The organism is Aureimonas sp. CAS, assembly GCF_059838215.1.
On record NZ_CM187563.1, the window covers coordinates 289,184 to 312,549 of the forward strand.

Sequence of the window (23,366 nt, forward strand, 5' to 3'; positions counted from 1 at the left end):
GTTCGCTGCGATACGCTGGAGGACGCCGCAGGAATGACCGCCTCGTTCCTTCGTGATTACGTTTGCGGGGCTCGGAACCCGCGGCTGGGCCTTGCGACCGGTCGCACGATGCTTCCTGTCTATGCGCGACTGCGTTCGCTGCATTCCGAAGGTGCGCTGAGCCTGTCGCGCTGCCAGAGCTTCAACCTCGATGAATATTGCGGCCTGCAGTCCGCAGATCCGTCCAGTTTTGCGAGCTACATGCGCCGCAATCTCTTCGACCATGTCGATGTGCCGGCAGGCGGCTTTCATCTGCCCGACGAGGCCGATCCCGCCGCATTCGAGACGCTGATCCGGCAGCATCACGGCATCGGCCTCCAGTTGCTGGGCATCGGTCGCAACGGCCATATCGGCTTCAATGAGCCTGGCGCCGAACCGACGACCCGCACGCGCGTCGTGCCGCTGACCGAATCGACGCGCGCGGCGAACGCAATCGATTTTCCCGCCGGGGCCGCTGTCCCGCGGCATGCGGTGACGATGGGGATCGCCACGATCCTCGACGCCGAAGCGATCGTTCTTCTGGCGACCGGGAGCGCTAAGGCCGAAATCCTCCGGCGCGCCTTCCGGGGCCCCGTCTCGGCCGATTGCCCGGCCTCCTACCTGCAGACGCACGACGACGTCACCGTGATCTGCGACAGTGCCGCCGCCGCCTTGATCGAGGAGCCCTCATGATCGGCCAGACCATCGTCGAACGGGATTTCATGCGCCCAGGCCGCTCGGTCGCGCTGGCGGGGCAAGCGATGATCGCGACGTCGCACCCGCAGGCGACGCGGGCGGGACTGGCAATACTGGAGGCCGGCGGCAACGCCGTCGACGCGGCGCTCGCGGCGGCAGCGCTTCAGGGCGTCGTCGATCCGCACATGACGGGCATCGGCGGCGACTGCTTCGCGCTCTACTGCGCGGCGGGGCAGGCGCCCGTGGCGATGAACGGATCGGGGCGGGCGCCCGCCGCCGCGACGCCCGGCCATTTTGCCGCTCTCGGCCTCGACGCGATCCCGGACGGCTCGGTGCACGCCGTCACGGTTCCGGGCGCGGTCGATGCCTGGTGCCAGTTGAGCGACCGTTACGGCCGACTGGGCCTTGCGACCGCCCTGCAGCCCGCCATCGACGCGGCGCGCGAAGGTTTCATCATCACGCCGCGGGTCGCGAGCGACTGGGAACGATATGCGGATCGCCTGCGCTCCTACCCCGCGTCCGTCAAGCAATTCCTGCCCGGCGGTCTGCCACCGCGCATCGGCGACCGTCTCGACAACCCGGAGCTTGCCGCCACCCTGGAGCGGATCGCCGTAGAGGGGCGCGGCGCCTTCTACGAAGGTGCGGTCGCGCAGGACATGGTCGACACGCTGCGGGTGCTCGACGGCCTTCACACGCTGGAGGACTTTGCCTCCTACACGGCGTTCGAGACCGCCCCGATCGCAGCCTCCTACCGGGGCTACGACCTCGTCGAGTGCCCGCCGAACGGACAGGGGCTCGCCGCGCTGGTGATGGCGCGCATCCTGGACGGCTTCGACCTCGCCTCCGCCGACCTATCGCGAGCCGACCGCATCCATCTCTTCGCAGAGGCCACGAAGGCGGCCTATCGCCAGCGCGACCTGTATTTCGCTGATCCGGAGCACATGCGGTACACCGTGGACGAACTCCTTTCGGACGCGTTCATCGATGCCTTGCGCGCGCGGATCGATCCGCGACGGGCCAGCCCCGTGGAGCGGTTCGACGTCCCCGTCCACCGCGACACGGTCTATGTCAGCGTCGTCGATGCGGACGGCAACGCGATCTCGTTGATCAACTCGATCTTCTTTGCCTTCGGCAGCGGCATCTACGCCCCCCGGGCCGGCGTTCTCCTGCAGAACCGGGGCGCCGGCTTCTCGCTGGAGCCCGGCCACGCGAATGCGATCGGCCCGCGCAAGCTGCCGTTCCACACCATCATCCCGGCCATGGTCCTGCGCGAGGGGCGGCCCGTCATGTCCTTCGGTGTGATGGGCGGGCAGTATCAGGCCGTTGGGCACGTCCACATCCTGTCTCAGATCGTTGATCACGGCCTCGACGTCCAGATGGCCAGCGATCAGCCGCGCTCATTCTTCACCGAGGGCGCGATCTCGCTGGAGCCAACGATCCCTGACGAGGTGCGGATGGATCTCGAACAACGCGGCCACAAGACGCGCTGGGCCGAGGAGCCTCTCGGCGGCTGCCAGGCCATCTGGATCGACCGCGAGCGCAGACTGCTCTGGGGAGCGTCGGACCATCGCAAAGACGGCATGGCGCTGGGCTATTAATCATGGACAAGCGCACGATCGTCTCGATCCGCAATCTCAGTCTGCGCCTGCCTAAGGGGGCGGACCGGCAATTCGCCCTCCAGGAGATGAACCTCGACCTCGACGCCAACGAGATCGTATGCATCGTCGGCGAGTCCGGTTCGGGCAAGTCGCTGTGCGCGCAAGCCCTAATGGGCCTTCTGCCGAAGGCCATCGGCATCGCGTCGGGCGAGGCGCTGCATGACGGGCAGGATCTTCTCAAGGCGAGCCAGCGCCAGATGCGCGCGGTTCGCGGGGCGAAGATCTCGATTATCTTCCAGGAGCCGATGACCGCGCTCAACCCGTCGATGCGCGTCGGCGACCAGATCACGGAGATGTTCGAGGCGCATGGCCTCCTGAAACCTGCCGAGAGGCGGGCCCGCGCGCTCGATCTGGCCCGGGAGGTGCATCTGCCCGACCCGGTGAAGCTGCTCGAAGCCTACCCCCACCAGCTTTCGGGCGGCCAGCGGCAGCGCGCGATGATCGCCATGGCGCTCGCGCTGGAGCCGGAACTCATCATTGCCGACGAGCCGACGACCGCTCTCGATGTTACCACGCAGGCGCAGGTGCTGAAGCTCATCCGTGAGATCCAGCAGCGGCGCGGCACCGCCGTCATGTTCATCACCCACGATTTTGGCGTTGTCGCCGACATCGCCGATCGAGTGCTCGTGCTGCAGCGCGGCGTCGTGGTCGAGCAAGGGAGCGTCGACGAAGTGCTGCGCGCTCCGCGGCACGAATACACAAAGGCGCTTCTCGCCGCCGTGCCGACAGGCAAGCCAAAGATCGCCGGCGAAAATCAAGCCCAGCAACCCGCGCTCGAAGTCACGAAGCTGCGCAAGACCTACCGCACGCGCTCGGGCCTTACCGGATCGGTGCGCGAGGTAGTCGCCGTCGACGATGTCAGCTTTTCGATCGCGCGCGGCGAGACCCTTGGGCTTGTCGGTGAATCCGGCTCGGGCAAGTCGAGCATCGCCAAGCTCGTGACGCGGATCACCGAACCGGACAGCGGCAGCATCGTGCTTGCCGGGCAATCCTTCTCGCAGATGACCGGGGAAGCGCTGCGCAGAGGTCGCAGCCGCATCCAGATGGTCTTTCAGGACCCGTTCGCCTCGCTCAACCCACGCCGCCCGGTGGGCCTGTCGATCGCAGACGGGCCGATGGCGCGTGGCGCCACGCGGCGAGAGGCCCTGCAGCGGGCTCGCGAGCTTCTGGAGATGGTCGGCCTTTCGCCGGACGCCGCGATACGGCTGCCGCATGAGTTCTCCGGCGGTCAACGTCAGCGGATCGGCATCGCCCGCGCTCTCGCCCTCGACCCCGAAGTGCTGATAGCTGACGAGGCGGTCTCGGCGCTCGACGTAACGGTGCAGGCGCAAGTGCTGAAGCAGCTGGCGGAACTGAAGACGCGGCTAAACCTCGCAATGCTGTTCATTACCCATGACCTGCACGTGGCAGCGCAGGTCTGCGACCGGCTCGCGGTGATGCGCCGTGGCGAGATTGTAGAAATGGCGCCGACGGCGGAAATTTTTCACAACCCTAGGCACGAGTATACGCGCACCTTGCTCACTTCGATACCAGGAGCCGCACGCTTGTAGACCGCACGCGAAATAGCAGCTGGAACTTGCCGTAAATCTCACACATTTTGAGCGCTACTCAGTACACTTGAGATAAACTCGAAATGAACCGGCAGTCTACACGACAGTCGCCGGCTCAAGCCCTATAGGGCACGGCCGCTTCAGCGTTCGTGCCCCCGAATGCGGACGGTCTCCTTTCGGCCCTTTCGTCCCACGCACGCGAACGTTCCTCAAGCTTCGTCATGAGCCGACACTCTCTCCCTCGGCCATCCTGGCCGAGGGAGAACGACAATGGGACGCTCATCATTCGACCCGGTAACGAGTACAACAAAGGCATGGAATGCCGGCCGCACCGTCGGTGCCAAGCGGGCGCTGAAGCCCTCGCAGGTCTGGGCCATTCGGTTTTGGCTAGACCATGAAGGCCGGCTGCGTGATCGTGCTCTTTTCGATCTGGCCATCGACAGCAAGCTGAGAGGCTGTGACGTGGTGAAGGTGAAGATCGGCGATCTCGTGTCCGGCGGATGCGTTCGTGCCCGCGCAATCGTCATTCAGCGCAAGACGAAGAAGCCCGTGCAGTTCGAGCTCATGGAGGCAGCACGGGCGAGCCTTCTTCGCTTGGCTGGAGCGTCGCGGCGGCACGGTCGACGACTACGCTTTCCCGAGCCGCATCGATCAGACGACACATCTCAGTACGCGGCAGTATGCCCGCCTCGTTGATGAGTGGGTCACGGCGGCCGGCCTGAGGAAGGAAGACTACGGGACACATTCGCTTCGACGGACTAAGGCCTCGATCATCTATAAGGCGACCGGCAACCTCCGTGCCGTCCAGATCCTCCTCGGCCACACCAAAATAGAGAGCACGGTGCGCTACCTCGGCGTTGATGTCGAGGATGCGCTGACGCTCGCCGAAAGCACCGAAGTTTAAGGATTCCGAGATCGCAGTAGATTTGCACGGAACGGCCGCTTGCGAGACGCCGCCGCGGCCGTTCTGATAGCCGGACTGGGTGGAAAGTGGTCGGTCCGCGTTGGAGAAGGTTAGCGCTGGAAGCTGTCATTGGTGCGTACCGCCCGCCCTTCGAAAGGTTGCGGCGGATCGTGCAGTCCTATTTCATTCGGTTGGCCGGCCCTGATCTGGATGTCCGCTCTTTTGAGGTGGTCGACGAACGCTCGGAGCGGCGAAGGGACGTGGCGGCGTCCCGGATAGTAGAGCATGTACCGCTCGTCCGCTGGGCACCACTCGAGCAGCAGCGGTACGAGCGTACCATCGGCGATCTGCGCCTCGACCAGTTGTTCAAGCACGAACGCGATTCCGAGACCTTGGGCAGCAGCCTCGATCATCAGCGCCATTCGGTCGAGCGTCAGGCTGCCGGGCACGTCGAGGGCCAGTTTCTCTCCCCCGCGCGCAAACTCCCACGCGTAGCGTTCGCCGCGTGGCATCCGTGTGCGGATGCAGCGATGCTCTATCAAGCCGCTGGGGTGGGTCGGCGTGCCGCGCTGTGCCAGGTAAGACGGTGAGGCTACAGGCAGGAAGCGCAGTCGTTCGCCGAAGGGAACGCCGATCATATCCGGCGACACCGTCCTCTCTAGGCGCACGCCCGCGTCGCACCCTTCCGCGACGATGTCGACGAGGCGCTCTTCGTGCCGCAGGTCAAGTCTGATGCCTGGATGGCGGGCGGCGAAGTCGGGAACGATCTTCGCCAGAAGGTAGGAGCCCGCCGACAGCGGAACGTTGATCCGCAAGTCGCCTTCGATGGCCTCGTCCGACCCGCGCGGGGCAATTGCTTCGTCGAGCTCAGCCAAGAGCGGCGCGATGCGAGCCAGCAACGCTTCGCCCTCTGGCGTCAGGCCGACGCTTCTGGTGGTGCGGTTGAAGAGGCGGCGGCCGAGCTTGCGTTCGAGCCCGGTGACGAGATGGCTGAGCGTGGAGGGCGCCATGTCGAGCCGGCGGCTGGCAGCACGGAAGCTGCCGCTTTCCCGGATCGTTAGAACGATCCGCCATTCCTTGATCGTCGGTTCGGTCATTGGTGGCGTATATCGAACAAGCCGATGGGCCGCCACGTCATTCCAGCCGAAGGGGCGAACAGCCAGATGGGGAACGGTTCACGGACATAAGGATCCTCCCATGGCCAAGACATGGCTTATCACAGGCGCGAACTCCGGCTTCGGCAAGCTGATGACGCAGGCACTCGTCGAGCGGGGCGACCGGGTCGCGGCACTCGCGCGGCGTCCCGAGACGCTCGACGTGATCGACACCGGCGGACACAATGACCGGCTCGTCCGGCTGCGCCTCGATCTCACCGACGAGGCGACGATCCACGACGCCGTAACGCGGGCCTTCGCCGAACTCGGCCGGATCGACGTGGTGGTCAGCAACGCTGGCTACGGCACGTTCGGGGCGATCGAGGAACTGTCGCCTGCGCAGATCCGGCGGCAGATTGAGACCAATCTTGTTGGCACCGTCCTCTTCATTCGCGCGATTTTGCCACACCTGCGCCGGCAGGGCGGCGGGCGCGTCATCCAGGTGTCGTCGGAGGGCGGGCGGACCACCTATCCCGGCTTCTCGACCTACCATGCGAGCAAATGGGGCCAGGAGGGCTTCATCGAGACCGTGCGCCAGGAGGTCGCCCCCTTCGGCGTCGAGATGGCGTTGGTGGAGCCCGGCCCGACGGGCACCGGCTTCCTGGCCGGAATCGACATGGGACAGCCGCTGGCCGACTACGCCGCGAGTCCGGTGCATGGCCTGCGAGACGCGTTGGAGACCGGCGGCTTCACGATGACCTACGGCGACCCGGTGCTGATCGCAGAGGCGATCGTCGCGCTCGCCGAAGCCCTGGAGATGCCACTCCGCATGCCGATGGGCAGCACGGCTTGGGAGAACGTCAACCGCGAGGCGCGGGCACGCCTTGAGCTTTTGGTCGGGCAGAGGGATGCCGCCTATGCCTGCGACGCTGCACCAGACCTCGGCCATAGAGACGCTGGCGCCGAAGCGAAGGGTGCATGATCATGAGGAACCCGAACACCGCTCACCATCGACGGTCATTCATCGCGGCCTCCTTGGCAGCGGGCGTAGCCCTGACGCTCGGTCCTAGCGCACTCGCGAGGCAGCAAGGGGGAACGGTAGGGGGAGAGGACTTCCCCCTCGGCCGCACCGACGAGACGAACTCGTCTGCCGACGATACGACGCTTTCGCATCGTGCGCGCGCCTTAATCCGGATCGGCGAGGACGGCATCGCACGCGAGAATAGGGCTGCGTTTGAAGCCTTCTTTCATCCGAAGTTCCGGTTCCCATGGGCCCGGAGGTGCCGAGCTCGACCGTGAAGCCTTATGGAACTACTTCGCATTGTGCCGTGACGCTTTCGACGAGTTCTCCGTGACGCGCCAGGCGATGGTCTTGGACGGCACGCAGTACCTTGCCTGCCGCACCCGCTTCGCCGGGCGGTTCACGCGCCCCTTCGCGGGGTGCCGGATGGCCCGCTTCAGCCGAACAGCCGGAACGTCGAGTACCGTCCCATCAACATTTTCCGCTACGCGCCCGACGGCCGCCTGATCGAAGAATAGGTGCAATACGACGTCGGAGCTTTCCACGCGCAATTGCGTCGACCGGCGCAGGAATGACCGTTGGCAAATGAGAGGAACCATCATTGCTCGGCTATAGCCCCTGCGGAGCCAATGTCCGCGTTCGGATAAGATCCACTACGGGCGCTAATAGCAATGACGGGTCGAAAGCTGAAAGGCAGCTTTCCGATTTCTGCGACAAGGCTGTCGGTCTCCTTTCGACCCAGTCTTGCCGAGGAGCAAGGCTCGCACCTCGACGTCGAAACATCTCAGAACGTCGCTGGACTTCAGCCTAACACCAAGCATGAGTGAGGTCGGGCTCAGATAGGGCCGACTTCCTCGACATACCCGGCCCGGACGCGGGCTTTCCTCGGTACCGGCGCCGGACGCGCGCCGAGCCGAGGAAAGGAGCATGTTCATGAAGATGCAGAACACGAGCACGAAGACTACGAACCGCGGGAAGGGATCGAAGCGCATTGCTGCGCCGATCGTACCGGCCGGCGAGACGGCAACGATCGCGCGCCTGGAAGGAGGCGTCGAGGAGGCAATTGGTGGGGCCGGAGGGGCCAAGCCGGATACGCCTCGCGGAGCGCCGGACGTAGCGGCGGCAGACGGTTCGAAGGGCTCCGCAGCTGTCGGCATCGGCCTGATTAACGCGGCCGCCTCGTCGCAGCGGAAGGAAGAGCCGAGGAGCGAAACGCTCGCTGCTGCTCCGGAACGGAAGACCGGCGCCGTGGCTTCCGCTTCGTCGCGGTCGTCGACTGCGACGGTCGCCAGCACCGCAACGAAGACCGCGCAAGTCCTGAAGAAGCTGCAGGCGCCGCGGGGGACGACGCTGGCGGTGATCATGAAGGATACAGGCTGGCAGGCTCATTCGGTACGCGGCTTCCTGTCCGGCACGGTGCGCAAGAAGCTGGGGCTAACCTTGGCCAGCGAGGTCGGCAAAGATGGGGTGCGCCGCTATCGCGTCTCCGGAGCTGGGGCATGACAATCGCGCGAGCGGATCGGCTCGCGCAGGAGCTTGCTGATCTGACTGAAGCACCGAGAGAGGTGTTGGTCGAACGCTGGAGGGCCGCCTATGGGCGGCCGCCGACGCGGGGCACGCGGCGCGAGCTACTAGTCGCGTCAGCGGCATGGCATCTGCAGACGAAACGGCTCGGGGATCTGTCGCGGGAGGCCAAGCGCCGCCTGAAGCGCGAGATGGCGAAGGTCGCTGCCTTCAAGGTCGGACCGGAGGCAGACGAGAAGATCGTTAAGGCGTCCGCGGTCGGCGGCCCGCTCTCGCCGTCTTCAGTTCTGGTCGCCCCGCTCGCCGCTGGCCAGGGAATGATGACCGACTTGGTCTTACTCAATGAGCATGACTTCCCGGCCGCAGAGGCAACCGTCATCGATCCGGGTGATGCCATCAACGACGCTCCGAGAAGCCCGATCGCGCAGACCGCACAGATACTGCCGGTCGATCAGCCTGCCCCGGCACCGCTGCGGCTCCCCGCCGAGCGCCGGACGATCTTGCCCGGCGCCCGGCTGCTGCGTGACTGGAACGGGGAGACGCATGCCGTAGACGTCGTGGAGGGCGGATACCTCTACGACGGACGGGTTCACCGATCGCTCTCTTCCATCGCCAAGGCGATCACCGGAGCACATTGGTCCGGTCCGAGGTTCTTCGGCCTATGAGCGAGCGGAGCACCAAGCTGCGCTGTGCGGTCTACACCCGCAAATCGCACGAGGAAGGCCTCGACCAAGCCTTCAGCTCGCTGGATGCCCAGCGTGAGGCTTGCGAGGCCTACATCGCTTCGCAGGCCGGGCTCGGCTGGCGGCTCGTAAAGGACCGCTACGACGACGGCGGTCTCTCCGGCGGCACGATGGAGCGGCCGGCGCTGCAGCGTCTGCTCGACGAAGTCCGGCAGGGCCGGGTGGACGTCATCGTCGTCTACAAGATCGACCGGCTGACGCGCTCGCTGATGGACTTCGCCCGTATGGTCGAGATCTTCGACCGGGCGAAGGTGTCGTTCGTCTCGGTCACCCAGCAGTTCAATACGACGACATCCATGGGCCGGCTGACGCTGAACGTGCTTCTGTCTTTCGCCCAGTTCGAGCGCGAGGTCACGGCCGAGCGCATTCGCGACAAGATCGCGGCGTCGAAGCGCAAGGGTATGTGGATGGGCGGGACCGTGCCGCTGGGCTACCGGGCTGTGGATCGTAAGCTCGTCATCGAGCCGAAGGCGGCCATCGCCGTGCGTCATCTGTTCGAGCGCTATCTCCAGCTGGGATCGGTACCGAGGCTTGCCGCCGAGCTGAACGCGGAACGCGATCGACGCACGATAACGCCGCTGACTGCTGCGGACCAGCTGTCGTCAGGGGATGAGGCGGCAAGGGGCCGAGATGTCGCTTCCTCCGGGGTTAGCGATGTCCATCAGGCACTGGATGCAGGCACGACCGCGGCGCTCCTCCTCACCGCCGATACGGGACAGGGACGGCGGCGGCCCTCCGTACGGATCGGCAGCGGCAAGCTGTACTACATCCTGTCCAACCCGATCTATGTCGGTCGTGTGCGGCACGGCGAGACGCTTCATGCCGGCGAGCATGATGCGATCGTGACGCAGGACCTCTTCAATGCCGTGCAGGCGAAGCTGACCGAACAGACGCAGCGCCCGCGCGGCTCGAGCTCGCAGCCGGACGTCCATCTTCTCGCCGGCCTGATCATCGACGGGGCCGGCGATCCCTGCCGGCCGACCCACGCGACAAAGGGTGGCAAGCGCTACCGGTACTACGTCTCGAAGGCTCTCCTGAAGACCACCGATGCAGACCGCAGCTCCGGCCTGCGCCTTCCCGCGCACGAGATCGAGATCTTGGTGATCAGCGAGCTATGCAGGCTTCTGGGCGATTCTGCCCTTTTGACGCGATGGCTGGAGACAGCGAGACAGGACGGGTCGGTCGAAGTGGCGCTGCGCCGGGCGACGCAACTGCGTGACGAACTCTCCGACGCGAAGGCGACCGATCGCCTGCGCCGGTTGCTAGCGGCGATGATTGACCGCGTCACAGTCTCTTCGACCAGCGTCGAACTGAGCGTTGATCGACGGGGGCTCATCGGGCTTCTGCTTGCATCCGACGGATCGCGGCCCGCTTCGATACGGGCTGGCAAAGCCGCTCGGTCTCTCAATTCGAAAGCGGTCCCGGAAACCGGATCGCTGGCGGATCGAGCTGCGGGCGATGATCGAGCTTCCCCTTCCGACATCGATCTCGATGGACCGAAGGCGAAGACGCCGTCGGCGGCTGACACATCGAACTTGCACACGATCAGCCTGCCGCTGTCGATACGGCGGCGCGGCTTCGAGCGGCGTCTGGTGATCGTAGGGCAGGAGGCTGCATCCGCGCGTCCCGACCGGCCGCTGATCGAGATGATCGCCCGCGCCCATCTCTACCTTCGTGCGACGACCGCCGAGGGACTGGATCGACGGCAGGTGGCTCAGCGCTATGGCACGCGCGCGGAGGACGTCGGACGCATCCTGCCGCTCGCCTTCCTGTCGCCACGCATCACCGATGCGATCCTGACCGGACGCCAGCCGAGCGACCTGTCGGTCATCCGGATGACCCGGCAGACCGATCTCCCTCTGGCTTGGACGCAGCAGAGCGACGAACTCGGGTTTTGATCCCCTCGGTCCTGCGATCCTTCGATCGGCGGAAATTACCGCTCGAAATCTCGCCGGGCCTCAGCGGTTCATCACCGATGCGCGCGCTATCCCGATGTAGGCGATCCTCCAAAGTCTTCGGAAGCGCTCTTCTTTAGGAGCTGAGACAGTCGTCGCATCCGCGCCTGCGGAACTCGGATCGCGGGACCGTCCGAAAAGGCGCGAACTGGATTTTGAAAAGCGGCGACAGAGACGGGGCGGGCAAAACCGCAGAACTCGGCGTCTCGACGGTGGCGGCCACCCACATGGCAACGCATGAACCGCACTAACCCGCGGAAAAGACGTGTCTATTCCCCACGTCTCTGAATGTACGGAAAGCTACAACGGTGAATGGTGGAGCTGAGCGGGATCGAACCGCTGACCTCGTCATTGCGAACGACGCGCTCTCCCAACTGAGCTACAGCCCCGTCCACCGGTGGAGCGCTTCTAGGCCCCGCGCCGCCGCTCTGTCAAGCGGCCCGAGCCTGCCCTTTCTTGCGAAGCGCGTCCGTCCCGGCTACATGCGGCCTGCCCTTTTGATCGCCGTCGGCCTCCGTCCCGGATGCCGACTCCGATCCCAGCCCGAGGACAACCGAAAAACCGATGCTGGCTCTCATCCAAGTCGTGCTGGTCGCGCTGAACATCCTGTGGTGGATCATCATCGCCTCGGCGGTGCTCTCCTGGCTCTTCGCCTTCAACATCGTGAATCCGCGCAACCAGTTCGTGGGCACGATCGGCGAGTTCCTCTACCGCGTGACCGAGCCCATCTACCGGCCGATCCGGAACGTCCTGCCCAATATGGGCGGCATCGATCTCTCGCCGCTGGTCGTGCTTCTGGGCATCATCTTCCTGCAGAGCTTCATCGTGCTCTACATCGTGCCAGCGGTGCGCAGCGCCGGCATCTGACGCCTGGACGACCGGAGCGCCGGCGCGGGCTCGACGCCGACGCTCCCCGCTCTCAGGCCGATTTCTCGAGGCCGTCGCCGACGTCCTTCAGCGTCTGTCCCAGCTTCTCGTCCTCCACGCGCCCGGCGATGCGCGCGGTCTTGCCGCCGAGCTCGGACAGAAGCTTCTTCACGGCCGCCTCGTCGATCTCGTCGGCCGAGAGCTTGGTCTTCAGCGACTTCAGGTCGGCATGGATGCCCTTGGCGCCCGAGATGTCGACGTCCGCGAGCTGTTCCTCCCAATAGTCGATCTGCTCGATCGCGGCCTTCGCCGTCATCGTCTTCAGCCCCTTCGACAGGGCGTTCTGGAGCTTGGTGAAACGGGCTGCCATCGTTCTTGGTCCTTCCGGCTTGGTTCGCGCGGCCGATGCCGCGATCGTGAAGCCAGAACGTCGAGCGCGCACCCGGACGGGGTGAGGCAGATTGTCTTGTGAAGAGCCGGCTACCGACCGCTCTTCCCGTTCCAGCCGAAGGACATGAAAAGGCCGGGCCCGTCCGACGACGAGCCCGGCCTGATCGCAAAGCCGGTCGAGCCGCGAACGATCAGCCGTTCTTCTGCGCCTCGTAGCGCTCGACGGCTTCCGAGATCAGGGTCTTGGCCTTGTCGACGCCGCCCCAGGAGCCGATCTTCACCCACTTGCCGGGCTCCAGATCCTTGTAGTGCTCGAAGAAGTGCTCGATCTGCTTGCAGGTGATCTCGGGCAGGTCCTCGTAGCTCTCGATCTTGTCGAACTGCGAGCTCATCTTGCGCGAGGGGACCGCGATCACCTTTTCGTCCTGTCCGCCGTCGTCCTCCATCACGAGGACGCCGATCGGGCGCACGTTGACGACGCAGCCCGGCACCAGCGGCCGGTCGATCGCGATCAGGACGTCGATCGGGTCGCCGTCGTCCGAGAGCGTGTGCGGCACGAAGCCGTAATTGCCCGGATAGACCATCGGGGTGAAGAGGAAGCGGTCGACGAAGAGCGCGCCGGATTCCTTGTCCATCTCGTACTTGGTCGGCACGCCGCCGACCGGCACCTCGACGATGACGTTGATGTCCTCGGGCACGTTCTTGCCGCGCGGGATGGCGTCGATGCGCATGGATGGTCCTCGGTGGTTGGATGAAGGTGGCGGCTGATTAGCTTCTGGCGCGGTCGGAGGCAACTCGCGGGGAGGGCAGGCCCGTCAGGCCGCCCGGCTCGCCTCGGCCGACGCCCCGTCGAAATAGCGCGAGACGCTGGCGACGACGCGATCGACGTCCGCTTCGCTTAGATCCAGATGGGTGACGAAGCGCGTGCGCTGCCCGACGGAGGTGACGATCCCGTCCGCCTTCAGATGGTCGGCGAGCGGGGCCCAGTCGCGCGGCGCGACGTCGAAGAAGCGGATGTTGGTGCCGCCGCCGATGCACCTCATGCCCTCGACGCCGCGAAGGCCCGCCTCCAGCCGCTCGGCCTTGGTGTGGTCCTCGGCCAGCCGCTCGACATGGTGATCGAGAGCGTGAAGACAGGCCGCGGCGAGGAGCCCCGCCTGCCGCATGCCGCCGCCCAGCACCTTGCGCCAGCGCCGCGCGGTCTCGATCAGGTCGCGCGGGCCGACCAGGGCCGAGCCGACCGGGGCGCCGAGGCCCTTGGAGAAGCACAGCGAGACCGTGTCGAAGGGCTTGGCGATCGCCTCGATCGAGACGTCGTCGGCCACGGCGGCGTTGAAGGCGCGCGCCCCGTCGAGATGGACGCCGAGGCCGGCGTCGCGCGCGAAGGCGGCCGCCTCCTCGACATAGGCCGCGGACAGCACGAGCCCGCCATGGGTGTTCTCCAGCGCCAGAAGGCGCGTGCGCGCGAAGTGGAAATCCTTCGGTTTCAACGCCGCCTTCAGCTTTTCGATCGGCAGCGAGCCGTCGGGCGCGTGCTCCACGGGCTGCGGCTGGATGGAGCCGAGAACGGCCGCGCCGCCGCCCTCGTATTTGTAGGTGTGGGCGTTCTGCCCGCAGAGATATTCGTCGCCCCTCCCGCAATGGGCCATCAGGCCCGCGAGATTGCTCTGCGTGCCCGAGGGGAAGAAGAGCCCGGCCTCCTTGCCCGTGCGCTCGGCGATGACCGCTTCGAGGCGCGCGACCGTCGGGTCCTCGCCATAGACGTCGTCGCCGACGGGGGCGGCGGCCATCGCCGCCATCATCGCGGCGGTCGGCCGGGTGACGGTGTCGGAGCGCAGATCGATCGGGGCGTTTGCGGGGCGGGTCATCGGCTCTGGGCCTCAGGGTCTGTTGCGGGCCTGCCGGTCGCGCCGGCGGCCCTTCAAGACCACAGGAAGGCGACCTTGGAAAGCCGCTTGCCGTCGAAGGCCTCCGCGCCGGAGGCCACGTCGGTGCCGCCCATCGCAGCATAGAAGCCCATGGCGCGCTCGTTGTCCTCCAGCGCCCAGACGACGAGGCCCTCGAACCGGTGCGAGGCGAGGGCGGCACGCGCCTCGTCGAAGAGCAGCCGGCCGAAGCCGATCCCCTGGAACTCCGGCTGGAGATAGAGCTCGTAGATCTCGCCGTCGGCCCGCAGCGCCGCCGTCCGGTTCCGGCCGATGGTCGCGTAGCCCGCCAGCGCGTCTCCGTAGTGCAGGACGAGGATCGCGGAACTCGCGTCGATCGCCCGCCGCCACCAGTCCGGCCCGCGCCGCTCGATCATCGCGTTCAGCGCCCGATGGGGGATGAGGCCGCGATAGGCCTCCCGCCAGCTCGCCTCATGGAGCGCGGCCAGGCCCTCGGCGTCGGCCGAGCGGGCAGGGCGAGTCTCGGCGAGAACCGTCGTCATGACGGCTCAACTTCTGCGGGGGCAATTCGATCCCGAGTGGCGGGCAAATCGCGTCGGGCGGAGGGTGCGTGCATTCCCCCGGTTGGACCATGGGGGAGGCGGGCGGAGAAGCCCGCGGGCGCGATTTCCCCAGCTACAGCACCGGCCCGAAGATCGGAACCGATGTTCGGAAAGCCTGATGCGCAGATTCAAGGAGATAGAGCGACCTCTGTGCGTCCGATCGGACGCACGGCGCTCTCGGAGCCCCGGATGGCCGCCTCTGCGAAAAGGCCCTCCCGCGAACTCGTCGCGGAAGGGCCTTTGGAAGCGATTTTAGATTACGCCGCCTTGCGGGACTTCTCGAAGCGCTTGCGCTCGTGCGGATCGAGATAGAGCTTGCGAAGCCGGATCGTCTTCGGCGTCACCTCGACCAGCTCGTCGTCCTGGATCCAGGAGAGCGCGCGGTCGAGCGTCATGCGGATCGGCGGCGTCAGCTTCACCGCCTCGTCCTTGCCGGACGCGCGCATGTTGGTGAGCTTCTTGCCCTTCAGCACGTTGACCTCGAGGTCGTTGTCGCGCGTGTGGATGCCGATGATCATGCCGGCATAGACCTTCACGCCCGGATCGATGATCATCGGACCGCGGTCTTCCAGGTTGAACATGGCGTAGGCGACCGACTCGCCGTCCTCCATGGAGATCAGGACGCCGTTGTTGCGGCCCGCCAGCTGCCCCTTGAACGGCTGGTAGGAGTGGAACAGGCGGTTCATGATCGCCGTGCCGCGCGTGTCGGTCAGAAGCTCCGACTGGTAGCCGATCAGGCCGCGCGTCGGCGCGTGGAAGACCAGGCGCTGGCGACCGCCGCCCGAGGGGCGCAGCTCGACCATCTCGCCCTTGCGCTCGCTCATCTTCTGGACGACGACGCCCGAATGCTCCTCGTCGACGTCGATGACGACCTCTTCGATCGGCTCCAGCGTCTCGCCGGTCGTCTCGTCCTTCTGCATCACGACGCGCGGACGCGAAACGCCGAGCTCGAAGCCCTCGCGGCGCATGGTCTCGATGAGGACGGCGAGCTGCAGTTCGCCGCGGCCCGAGACGAAGTAGGAATCCTTGTCCTCGGACTCCTCGATCTTCAGCGCGACGTTGCCCTCGGCCTCCTTGAACAGGCGGTCGCGGATGACGCGGCTCGTGACCTTGTCGCCCTCGGTGCCCGCGAGCGGGCTGTCGTTGACGATGAAGGACATGGTGACGGTGGGCGGGTCGATCGGCTGGGCGACCAGCGGCTCGGTGACCTGCGGGTCGCAGAAGGTGTCGGCGACCGTGCCCTTGGAAAGGCCCGCGATGGCGACGATGTCGCCCGCCTCGGCGTATTCGAGTGGCGTGCGCTCCAGGCCCCGGAAGGCGAGGATCTTGGTGACGCGGCCGGTCTCGAGCGTCTTGCCGTCGGCGTGCAGCACCTTGACGGGCTGATTGGGCTTCAGCGAGCCCGACTGGATGCGCCCGGTGATGAGGCGGCCGAGGAAGGGATTGGCCTCCAGGATCGTCCCGATCATCTTGAAGGGCTCGTCCTTGCCGGCGGTGTCCGGCTCGGGAACGTGCTTCAGGATCAGGTCGAAGAGCGGCTCCAGACCCTTGTCCTGCGGGCCCTCGGGCGCCTCGGCCATCCAGCCGCCGCGGCCCGAGCCGTAGAGCACCGGGAAGTCGAGCTGCTCCTCGGTCGCGTCAAGATTGACGAAGAGGTCGAAGATCTCGTTCAGGACCTCCTGATGGCGCTCGTCCGGGCGGTCGATCTTGTTGATCGCCACGATCGGCTTGAGACCGACCTTCAGCGCCTTGGACAGGACGAACTTGGTCTGCGGCATCGGCCCTTCTGATGCGTCCACCAGGATGACCGCGCCGTCCACCATGTTCAGGATGCGCTCGACCTCGCCGCCGAAATCGGCGTGGCCCGGCGTGTCGACGATGTTGATGCGCGTGTCCTTCCACTCGACCGAGGTCGCCTTGGCGAGGATCGTGATGCCGCGCTCCTTTTCCAGGTCGTTGGAGTCCATGGCGCGCTCTTCGGTGCGCTGGTTCTCGCGGAACGAGCCGGACTGGGCGAGGAGCTTGTCGACGAGGGTCGTCTTGCCGTGGTCGACGTGGGCGATGATCGCGATATTGCGCAGCTTCATGTCTGGCCTTGCGGAGTTGGCCGGCGCTTCTCGTGCGCCCGCGGGAATTTGGGCCGGCCCGTTCCGCCGGCGGGAATGATGGCGCGCGTGGAAAAAGACCCCCTCGAAGGCGAAGGGGCCGTCCACGCGAGATCAAAGATTGGCGGCCTTATACCGCAGACTTCGCAGCTGCGAAAGGGTGCCCGTCAGAACGACCCGAAGAGCATCCCGAGGATGTTGATGACGACGCCCGCCAGGAACGGAACGAGGAGGCTGACCATGGCGATGTCGAAATAGGACTGGCGGTGCGTGAGGGCGGTGATCGTGAGCAGCGAGACGACCGCGCCCGAATGGGGCAGGGTGTCGAAGCCGCCGGACGAGACGGTGGCGATGCGGTGCAGGAGATCCGGGCTGATGCCCGCCGCCTCCGCACGCTCCAGATAGGTCGAGCCGAGCGTGCCGAGTGCGATCGACAGCCCGCCGGAGGAGGAGCCGGTGATGCCCGCCAGCGTGTTGACCGCGACGGCGAGCGAGATGGTGGGATGTTCGGGCGCGATCCCCAGAACTGCGTCCCGGATGACGGCGAAGGCGGCGAGCGAGGCGATGACGGCGCCGTAGGCGACCTCGCTCGCGGTGTTGAAGATCGGTCGCAGCGCCCCGAAGGCGCCTTCGTTCAACGTCTCCTTCGGACGCTCAATGAAGCGCCACTGCGTGGCGAAGGCGACGGCGATGGCGATCACGAGGGCGACGATCAGCGCCCAGGTTCCGATCACGGTCGAGGGATCGATCGAGCCGTAGGCCTGCTCGGCCAGATAGGAGAGGTCGAGGGCGGGGAGGACGAGGAGCGAGAAGAGCGCGTTCAGGCCGATGACGGTCAGGATCGGCAGAATGGCGAGAACGAAGCGGGGGCGGGCCCTGCGGTCGTCGATACCGGGCGCGCCGGCCGGATCCTCGCCATAGCCTTCGCCCGCCGCGCGCAGGCGCCGCGAGCGGTAGCCGAGCCAGGCCATTCCGAACGCGAACATGATGAGGGCGGCGATGAGCCCGAGGCCCGGTGCGGCGAAGGTCGTGGTGCCGAAGAAGCGCGTCGGGATGGCGTTCTGGATCGACGGCGTGCCCGGCAGGGCGGTCATGGTGAAGGTCGCCGAGCCCAGCACGATCGACGCCGCGATCAGGCGGCGCGGCACGCCCGCGGCGCGGAAGAGCGCGGCGGCGATCGGGTAGGCCGCGAAGGCGACGACGAAGAGCGAGACGCCGCCATAGGTCAGGATCGCGCAGGCCAGCACCACGGCGAGGATCGCCCGGTGGGAGCCGAGGCGCGCCACGATCGTGCCGGCGATGGCGAGCGACGCGCCGCCGTCGGCCATGACCTTTCCGAAAATCGCCCCGAGCATGAAGATGGGAAAGAAGAGCACGACGTAATTGCCGAGGCTCTGCATGAAGATCTGCGTGTAGGTCGCAAGAAGCGGGCCGCCCTCGGAGAGGAACACCGCCAGAAGCGCCATCAAGGGCGCCAGGACCAGGACGTTCACGCCGCGATAGGCGAAGAACATCAGGCCCGCGAGCGACAGGACGATCGCGAATATTCCCATTTCGAGTTTCCCCCTCCCGAGCGTCTTCGTCACCCCTCGGCGGATGCTACCTGAAGGATCGGGGCGGATCGGGGCGGATCGGGGCGATCCTTGCGAAAATCCGCGGCGCTCTAACGGCGGCGGCGCGTCGGCGCGTGAAAGTCCGGTGCCTTGCGGGCGACGAAGCGCAGGAAGGGCTGGAGGACGGGCTGGTCGGCGGGGCGCTCGCCCTCGCGCTCCAGCCGGGCGAGTTCCTTGTTGGTGAAACTCGCATGGAGCGCGCGGTGGCAGATAGGGTGCACCGGAACGGTGATGCGCCCGCCCTCGCTCTTCGGCCTCGGATGATGCCACTCGGTCCGCGCGCCCAAGGGCCGTCCGCACAGCCAGCAGGCGGGCGGGGCGGCCGGGGCGGGGGCAGGGTCCGGGAGGTCGAGGCGTCTTCGCGGCATTCGCACCAGATGGGGCCCGCGTCCGCGCTCGGCCAGCGACCGGATGCCGTCTCTACTGCGCGGCCTCGGCGTAGCGCTCCTCTGCGTCGGTCTCCTCATCCTCCGCGCCGATCGCCAGGAGGTCGCCCGGCACGACGGGGCCGATCTCCAGCGCCTCGACGTCGCGCAGCCTGCGGCTGACGGCGCGCGTCCGCTTGCCGGCCTCGTCCACGGTCCGGCGCGCGGTGTCGAGCTGCTTGCCGAGCTTCTCCCAAACCTCGCCGTATTTCAGGAACTCGCTCTTGGCCGCGCCGAGCACCTGCCAGACCTCGCTCGACCGCTTCTCGATCGCGAGGGTGCGGAAGCCCATCTGAAGGCTGGTCAGCAACGCGGCCAGCGTCGTCGGCCCCTGGATCATGACCCGGTGCTTGGACTGCATCTCGCTCGCCAGACCCGGCCGGCGGATCACTTCGGCGAAGAGGCCTTCGGTCGGAAGGTACAGGATCGCGAAATCGGTCGAATAGGGCGGGTGGACGTATTTCTCGCAGATCGTCTTCGCCTGCAGCCGCACGGCGCGCTCGAGCGCCTGCGCCGCCCTCTCGATCTCCTCGGCCATGCCGGCCTCCTGTGCGGCCAGAAGCCGGTCGTAGTCCTCGTGCGGGAACTTGGCGTCGATCGGCAGCCAGAAGGGAACGTCGTCGCCGGACCGCCCCGGAAGCCGCACCGCGAACTCCACGATCTCGGTGGAGTCCGGCCGGATGCGGACGTTCGTCGCGTACTGGTCGCGCGTCAGCATGTCCTCCAGGAGCGCCCCGAGCTGCACCTCGCCCCAGCCGCCCCGCGACTTCACGTTGGTGAGGACGCGCTTGAGATCGCCGACGCCCGTTGCGAGATTCTGCATCTCACCGAGCCCCTTGTGGACCGCCTCCAGCCGTTCGGAGACGAGCTTGAAGCTCTCGCCGAGCCGCTGCTCCAGCGTGCCCTGCAGCTTCTCGTCGACGGTGGCGCGCATCTGCTCCAGCTTGGCCTCGTTCTCCTGACGAAGCGTGGCGAGCTGCTTCTCCATGCTGGCCTTCAAGGCTTCGCCGGCCCGCGCGTTGGTTTCGTTGATCTCGCTCAACCGGACGCCGAACTCCGCCTGCGCCTGCCTGCCTCGCTGCTCGGTCTCGGCGGCGCTCTGGCGGAGCTGGCGTGCGAACTCGTCGAGCTGCTGGCGCTGGGCCGTGCCCGCTTCGCGCAGCCGCTGGCCGAGGGCGTCGGCCAGCCGCGTGATGGCGGACACGACCTCCTCGCGCAGCGCGCGCTGGCTGTTGCCGGCTTCCTCGCGCGCGATCCTGAACTCCTCGCGCTGCACGCGCTCGGCCCGCCCGATCGAATCGTCCAGCGCGTCGAGCTGGCCGAGAACGGCCCGATCCGGCCCGCCGAGGGCGGTCAGGCGGCTCAGGATCAGAAGGCAGAGGGCCACCGAGAGCGCGGCGAACGTCAGAGCCGCGATCGACAGGAGGAAGATCGGATCGGACATGGCGTTCGGCCCCGTGGCGAGTCGGGACCGAACGTAAACGAAACGGGAACAAAAGGCCACCCGCCGGGCGGGTGGCCTTTTCCGAAGACCTTATGCGGCAAGCCCACGCTTGCGCATGAGCGCGTCGGGCGTCGGCATGCGTCCGCGGAACGCCTTGTAGAGCTCGGCCGGGTCGCGCGAATTGCCGGCTGAATAGATGTAGCGGCCGAGGCGCTCGGCCGTGTCGGCATGGAACGGGTCGTCCTGCTCCTCGAAGGCTTCGAAGGCGTCCGCGTCCAGCACTTCGGACCACATGTAGGAATAGTAGCCCGCCGAATAGCCGTCGCCAGAGAAGACGTGGGCGAAGTGCGGCGAACGGTGGCGCATCACGATCTCGGCCGGCATGCCGATCTCGGCGAGGATTTCGGCCTCGCGCGCCATCGGGTCGGCCGGCGGCTCGCCGGTCTCGTGGAGAGCCAGATCGACGAGCGCGGAGGCGGTGAACTCCACCGTGTCGAAGCCGGTGTCGAAGGTGCGCGCGGCCTCAAGCCGGTCCGCCAGATCCTGCGGCAGCGCCTCGCCGGTCTCCACGTGGCGGGCGTGCTTGGACAGGACCTCGCGCGTGCCGAGCCAGTGCTCGTAGAGCTGCGAGGGCAGCTCCACGAAGTCGCGCGCCACGGCCGTGCCCGAGAGCGAGGGCCAGGTGACGTCGGACATCATTCCGTGGAGCGCGTGGCCGAACTCGTGGAAGAGGGTGCGCGCGTCGTCCATGGAGAGAAGGGCGGGCGAGCCCTTCGCCGGCTTGGCGAAGTTGCAGACATTGTAGATGATCGGCGTCTGCCCGCCGTCGAGCTTGTGCTGGGAGCGCAGCGCGCTCATCCAGGCGCCCGAGCGCTTCGAGGTCCGCGCGAAATAGTCGCCGATGAAGAGGCCGCGCTGCGCGCCGTCACGGCCGAGGACCCGCCAGACCCTTGCATCGGGATGCCAGGCGCGGGCCTCCGGCATCGGCTCGAAGGACAGGCCGAAGAGCCGGTTCGCGACGTGGAAGGAGGCCTCGATCATGGCGTCGAGCGCGAAGTAGGACTTCACCGCACCCTCGTCGACGTCGAACTCGGCGCGCCGGCGCTTTTCGGCGTAGTAGCGCCAGTCGTGCGGCTCGATGGGGCCGTTCTCGCCCTCGTCCTGCGCGATCGCCTGGAGCTTGGCGGCATCGGCGCGGGCGCGCTCAACCGCCTTCTCCCACACCGTCGTCAGAAGATCGCGCACGGCCTGCGGCGTCTTGGCCATCGTGTCGTCGAGCTTGTAGGCGGCGAAGGAGGCGAAGCCGAGAAGCCTCGCCTTCTCCGCGCGCAGCGCCAGCGTCTCCTTGATGATCGCCCGGTTGTCGCTCGGGCCGCCGTTCTCGCCGCGCTTCGTCCAGGCCGAGAAGGCGCGCTCGCGAAGGGCGCGGTTCGGGCAGTAGGTCAGGAAGGGCACGACGATCGAGCGCGAGAGGGTCACGACATGGCCGCTCATCCCGCGCTCCTCCGCCGCCTGCGCCATGGAGGCGACGAGGAAGTCGGGAAGGCCCGCGAGATCGGTCTCCTCGACCGGCAGCACGAAGGACTTCTCGTCGGAGAGGACGTTCTGGGAGAAGGCCGTGCCGAGTTCGGACAGGCGGGCGTTGATCTCCGTCAGGCGCTCGCGATCCTCGCCTTCCAGGCGGGCGCCGCGCCGCACGAAGCCGGCATGGGTGCGCTCCAGAAGCCGCGCCTCCTCGGCGCCGAGCCCGAGCGCCTCGCGTCCCGCGAAGAGTTCGTCGATCCGTGAGAAGAGCTGCGGGTCGAGCGAGATGGCCGAGGAATGGCGCGAGAGCTTCGGTGAAATCTCGCGCTCCACGGCCTGCAGGTCGTCGTTCGTGTTGGCACCCGCCAGCGCGAAGAAGATGCTGGCCACGCGCTCCAGATCCTGCCCCGCCCGCTCCAGCGCGCCGATCGTGTTGGCGAAGGTCGGCGCTTGCGGATTGTCCGCGATGCTCCGGATCTCGTCCCGGTGCGCCTGCATCGCCGCGTCGAACCCGGACCGGAAGTCGTCCGCCGTCAGGGCGGCGAAATCGGGAAGTCCGGCGGGGCCGTCGAAGGCGAAACGGGCGAGATCCGTCGAGGGGGCATTTGCGGTCAAAGGGGTGCTCCGTTTGCAGTCGCTTGTTTTGGCCGCTAGATAAGGGTCCCAGACCAGTCTTGGAATGCGTTCCGTACGGGAAAACTCGCCACGGCCTCACCTTTCGACGCGGGCCGGGAAGCCTCGTCACCTGTCCAGGAGTTCCCTTTGTCTCATCTGACCTCCGGAAATGCGCTCGGGTTCCTTCTCTCCGACACGGCGCGTCTCTTCCGTCAGTTCTTCGAGCGAAGCGTGACCGAGAACGGACTAGGACTGACGCCGGGCGAAATCCGGGCGCTCGGCCACGCCATACGCTTCGACGGCTCGCGGCAGGCGGTCCTGGCCGACCGGATGGGCGTCGAGCCGATGACTCTCTCGGCCTATCTGGACCGTCTGGAGACCCGCGGCCTCATCGAACGGTCCGTCGATCCGTCCGACCGCCGCGCCAAGATCGTGCGCCCCACGACGGCGGCGACGGAGATCATGCGCCAGCTCGATCCGCTGTTCGAGACGGTCTACCTCCAGGCCGTGCAGGGCCTGACGGAGGATCAGGTGGACGCGATGACCGAGGCGCTGGCCGTCATCCGCGCGAACCTGACCAACGACGCGAGCATTCTCGCCAAGCTCGACCTCCTCTCCGAGCGCAGGTCGGCCGGCTCCGAGGCGCGCGCGCCCGCCTGACGCAGACCTTCCGTTCCGTCGAAGGCGTCCTATAGTAAGGCGACCATTCTAATCGGCGCGGGCCCGCGCCGC

General features: G+C 66.8%; 19 protein-coding genes, 1 tRNA gene and 1 pseudogene. 10 read left to right on the forward strand and 11 right to left on the reverse strand.

Annotated elements, in window-relative coordinates; all coding sequences use genetic code 11:
* Positions 1 to 33: 33 nt before the first annotated feature.
* From AC6R2M_RS01390 to AC6R2M_RS01405, 4 genes and pseudogenes are all read left to right on the forward strand, one after another.
* Positions 34 to 711 carry a glucosamine-6-phosphate deaminase gene (locus AC6R2M_RS01390; protein WP_500484757.1) on the forward strand — a complete coding sequence of 226 codons (678 nt, stop codon included), beginning with the start codon at positions 34 to 36 and terminating at the stop codon, positions 709 to 711.
* The gene (gene ggt / locus AC6R2M_RS01395; RefSeq protein ID WP_500484759.1) at positions 708 to 2,312 is read left to right on the forward strand and encodes a gamma-glutamyltransferase; all 1,605 of its coding nucleotides are present in this window, start codon (positions 708 to 710) and stop codon (positions 2,310 to 2,312) included. The genes AC6R2M_RS01390 and ggt overlap by 4 nt, the downstream gene beginning before the upstream one ends.
* 2 nt (positions 2,313 to 2,314) lie before the next feature.
* Positions 2,315 to 3,922, forward strand: coding sequence for a dipeptide ABC transporter ATP-binding protein (locus AC6R2M_RS01400; RefSeq protein ID WP_500484761.1), 1,608 nt, complete (start codon positions 2,315 to 2,317; stop codon positions 3,920 to 3,922).
* A gap of 270 nt (positions 3,923 to 4,192) precedes the next feature.
* A pseudogene (locus tag AC6R2M_RS01405) lies at positions 4,193 to 4,826 on the forward strand (tyrosine-type recombinase/integrase).
* 110 nt (positions 4,827 to 4,936) lie between these two features.
* Here the strand turns inward: AC6R2M_RS01405 and AC6R2M_RS01410 are convergent.
* Entirely contained in the window at positions 4,937 to 5,923 is a 987-nt protein-coding gene (locus AC6R2M_RS01410; RefSeq protein WP_500484763.1) for a LysR family transcriptional regulator, read from the reverse strand.
* Positions 5,924 to 6,023: 100 nt separating this feature from the next.
* Here AC6R2M_RS01410 and AC6R2M_RS01415 point away from each other — a divergent pair, with 100 nt between their 5' ends.
* The 4 genes from AC6R2M_RS01415 (at position 6,024) to AC6R2M_RS01430 (ending at position 11,106) form a co-directional block, all read left to right on the forward strand.
* Complete coding sequence (locus AC6R2M_RS01415) at positions 6,024 to 6,902, forward strand: SDR family oxidoreductase (RefSeq protein ID WP_500484765.1); 879 nt, start codon at positions 6,024 to 6,026, stop codon at positions 6,900 to 6,902.
* 972 nt (positions 6,903 to 7,874) lie between these two features.
* Positions 7,875 to 8,444 carry a DUF3489 domain-containing protein gene (locus AC6R2M_RS01420; RefSeq protein ID WP_500484767.1) on the forward strand — a complete coding sequence of 190 codons (570 nt, stop codon included), beginning with the start codon at positions 7,875 to 7,877 and terminating at the stop codon, positions 8,442 to 8,444.
* On the forward strand, positions 8,441 to 9,130 hold the full coding sequence (locus AC6R2M_RS01425) for a DUF2924 domain-containing protein (protein WP_500484769.1): 690 nt from the start codon (positions 8,441 to 8,443) through the stop codon (positions 9,128 to 9,130). Before AC6R2M_RS01420 ends, AC6R2M_RS01425 begins: the two co-directional genes overlap by 4 nt.
* Positions 9,127 to 11,106: a recombinase family protein gene (locus AC6R2M_RS01430; protein ID WP_500484771.1), complete on the forward strand. Its 1,980-nt coding sequence runs from the start codon at positions 9,127 to 9,129 to the stop codon at positions 11,104 to 11,106. Before AC6R2M_RS01425 ends, AC6R2M_RS01430 begins: the two co-directional genes overlap by 4 nt.
* Positions 11,107 to 11,476: 370 nt before the next feature.
* Here the strand turns inward: AC6R2M_RS01430 and AC6R2M_RS01435 are convergent.
* A tRNA-Ala gene (locus AC6R2M_RS01435) sits at positions 11,477 to 11,552 on the reverse strand.
* A 175-nt stretch (positions 11,553 to 11,727) separates the two neighbouring features.
* Between AC6R2M_RS01435 and AC6R2M_RS01440 the strand changes: the two genes are divergently transcribed.
* The gene (locus AC6R2M_RS01440; protein ID WP_500484773.1) at positions 11,728 to 12,030 is read left to right on the forward strand and encodes a YggT family protein; all 303 of its coding nucleotides are present in this window, start codon (positions 11,728 to 11,730) and stop codon (positions 12,028 to 12,030) included.
* A gap of 52 nt (positions 12,031 to 12,082) precedes the next feature.
* Here AC6R2M_RS01440 and AC6R2M_RS01445 read toward each other — a convergent pair whose 3' ends face one another.
* The 9 genes from AC6R2M_RS01445 to AC6R2M_RS01485 form a co-directional block, all read right to left on the reverse strand.
* Entirely contained in the window at positions 12,083 to 12,400 is a 318-nt protein-coding gene (locus AC6R2M_RS01445) for a hypothetical protein (protein WP_500484775.1), read from the reverse strand.
* Positions 12,401 to 12,611: 211 nt separating this feature from the next.
* Positions 12,612 to 13,151, reverse strand: a complete 540-nt coding sequence (ppa, locus tag AC6R2M_RS01450) for an inorganic diphosphatase (protein WP_500484776.1) — start codon at positions 13,149 to 13,151, stop codon at positions 12,612 to 12,614.
* 84 nt (positions 13,152 to 13,235) lie between these two features.
* Positions 13,236 to 14,288 (reverse strand): low-specificity L-threonine aldolase, encoded by a 1,053-nt coding sequence (gene ltaE / locus AC6R2M_RS01455; protein WP_500484778.1) that lies wholly within the window; start codon positions 14,286 to 14,288, stop codon positions 13,236 to 13,238.
* A 53-nt stretch (positions 14,289 to 14,341) separates the two neighbouring features.
* Positions 14,342 to 14,848: a GNAT family N-acetyltransferase gene (locus AC6R2M_RS01460; RefSeq protein ID WP_500484779.1), complete on the reverse strand. Its 507-nt coding sequence runs from the start codon at positions 14,846 to 14,848 to the stop codon at positions 14,342 to 14,344.
* Positions 14,849 to 15,165: 317 nt separating this feature from the next.
* Entirely contained in the window at positions 15,166 to 16,995 is a 1,830-nt protein-coding gene (gene typA, locus AC6R2M_RS01465) for a translational GTPase TypA (RefSeq protein WP_500484781.1), read from the reverse strand.
* 185 nt (positions 16,996 to 17,180) lie between these two features.
* On the reverse strand, positions 17,181 to 18,566 hold the full coding sequence (locus AC6R2M_RS01470) for a GntP family permease (RefSeq protein WP_500484783.1): 1,386 nt from the start codon (positions 18,564 to 18,566) through the stop codon (positions 17,181 to 17,183).
* Between the two features lie 110 nt (positions 18,567 to 18,676).
* Positions 18,677 to 18,913 (reverse strand): HNH endonuclease, encoded by a 237-nt coding sequence (locus tag AC6R2M_RS01475; RefSeq protein WP_500484785.1) that lies wholly within the window; start codon positions 18,911 to 18,913, stop codon positions 18,677 to 18,679.
* A 133-nt stretch (positions 18,914 to 19,046) separates the two neighbouring features.
* Entirely contained in the window at positions 19,047 to 20,495 is a 1,449-nt protein-coding gene (locus AC6R2M_RS01480) for a DNA recombination protein RmuC (RefSeq protein ID WP_500484787.1), read from the reverse strand.
* A gap of 90 nt (positions 20,496 to 20,585) precedes the next feature.
* The gene (locus AC6R2M_RS01485) at positions 20,586 to 22,634 is read right to left on the reverse strand and encodes a M3 family metallopeptidase (protein ID WP_500484789.1); all 2,049 of its coding nucleotides are present in this window, start codon (positions 22,632 to 22,634) and stop codon (positions 20,586 to 20,588) included.
* A gap of 147 nt (positions 22,635 to 22,781) precedes the next feature.
* On the opposite strand from AC6R2M_RS01485, the gene AC6R2M_RS01490 reads away from it, so the two are divergent.
* Positions 22,782 to 23,294, forward strand: a complete 513-nt coding sequence (locus AC6R2M_RS01490) for a MarR family winged helix-turn-helix transcriptional regulator (protein WP_500484791.1) — start codon at positions 22,782 to 22,784, stop codon at positions 23,292 to 23,294.
* Positions 23,295 to 23,366 lie beyond the last annotated feature (72 nt).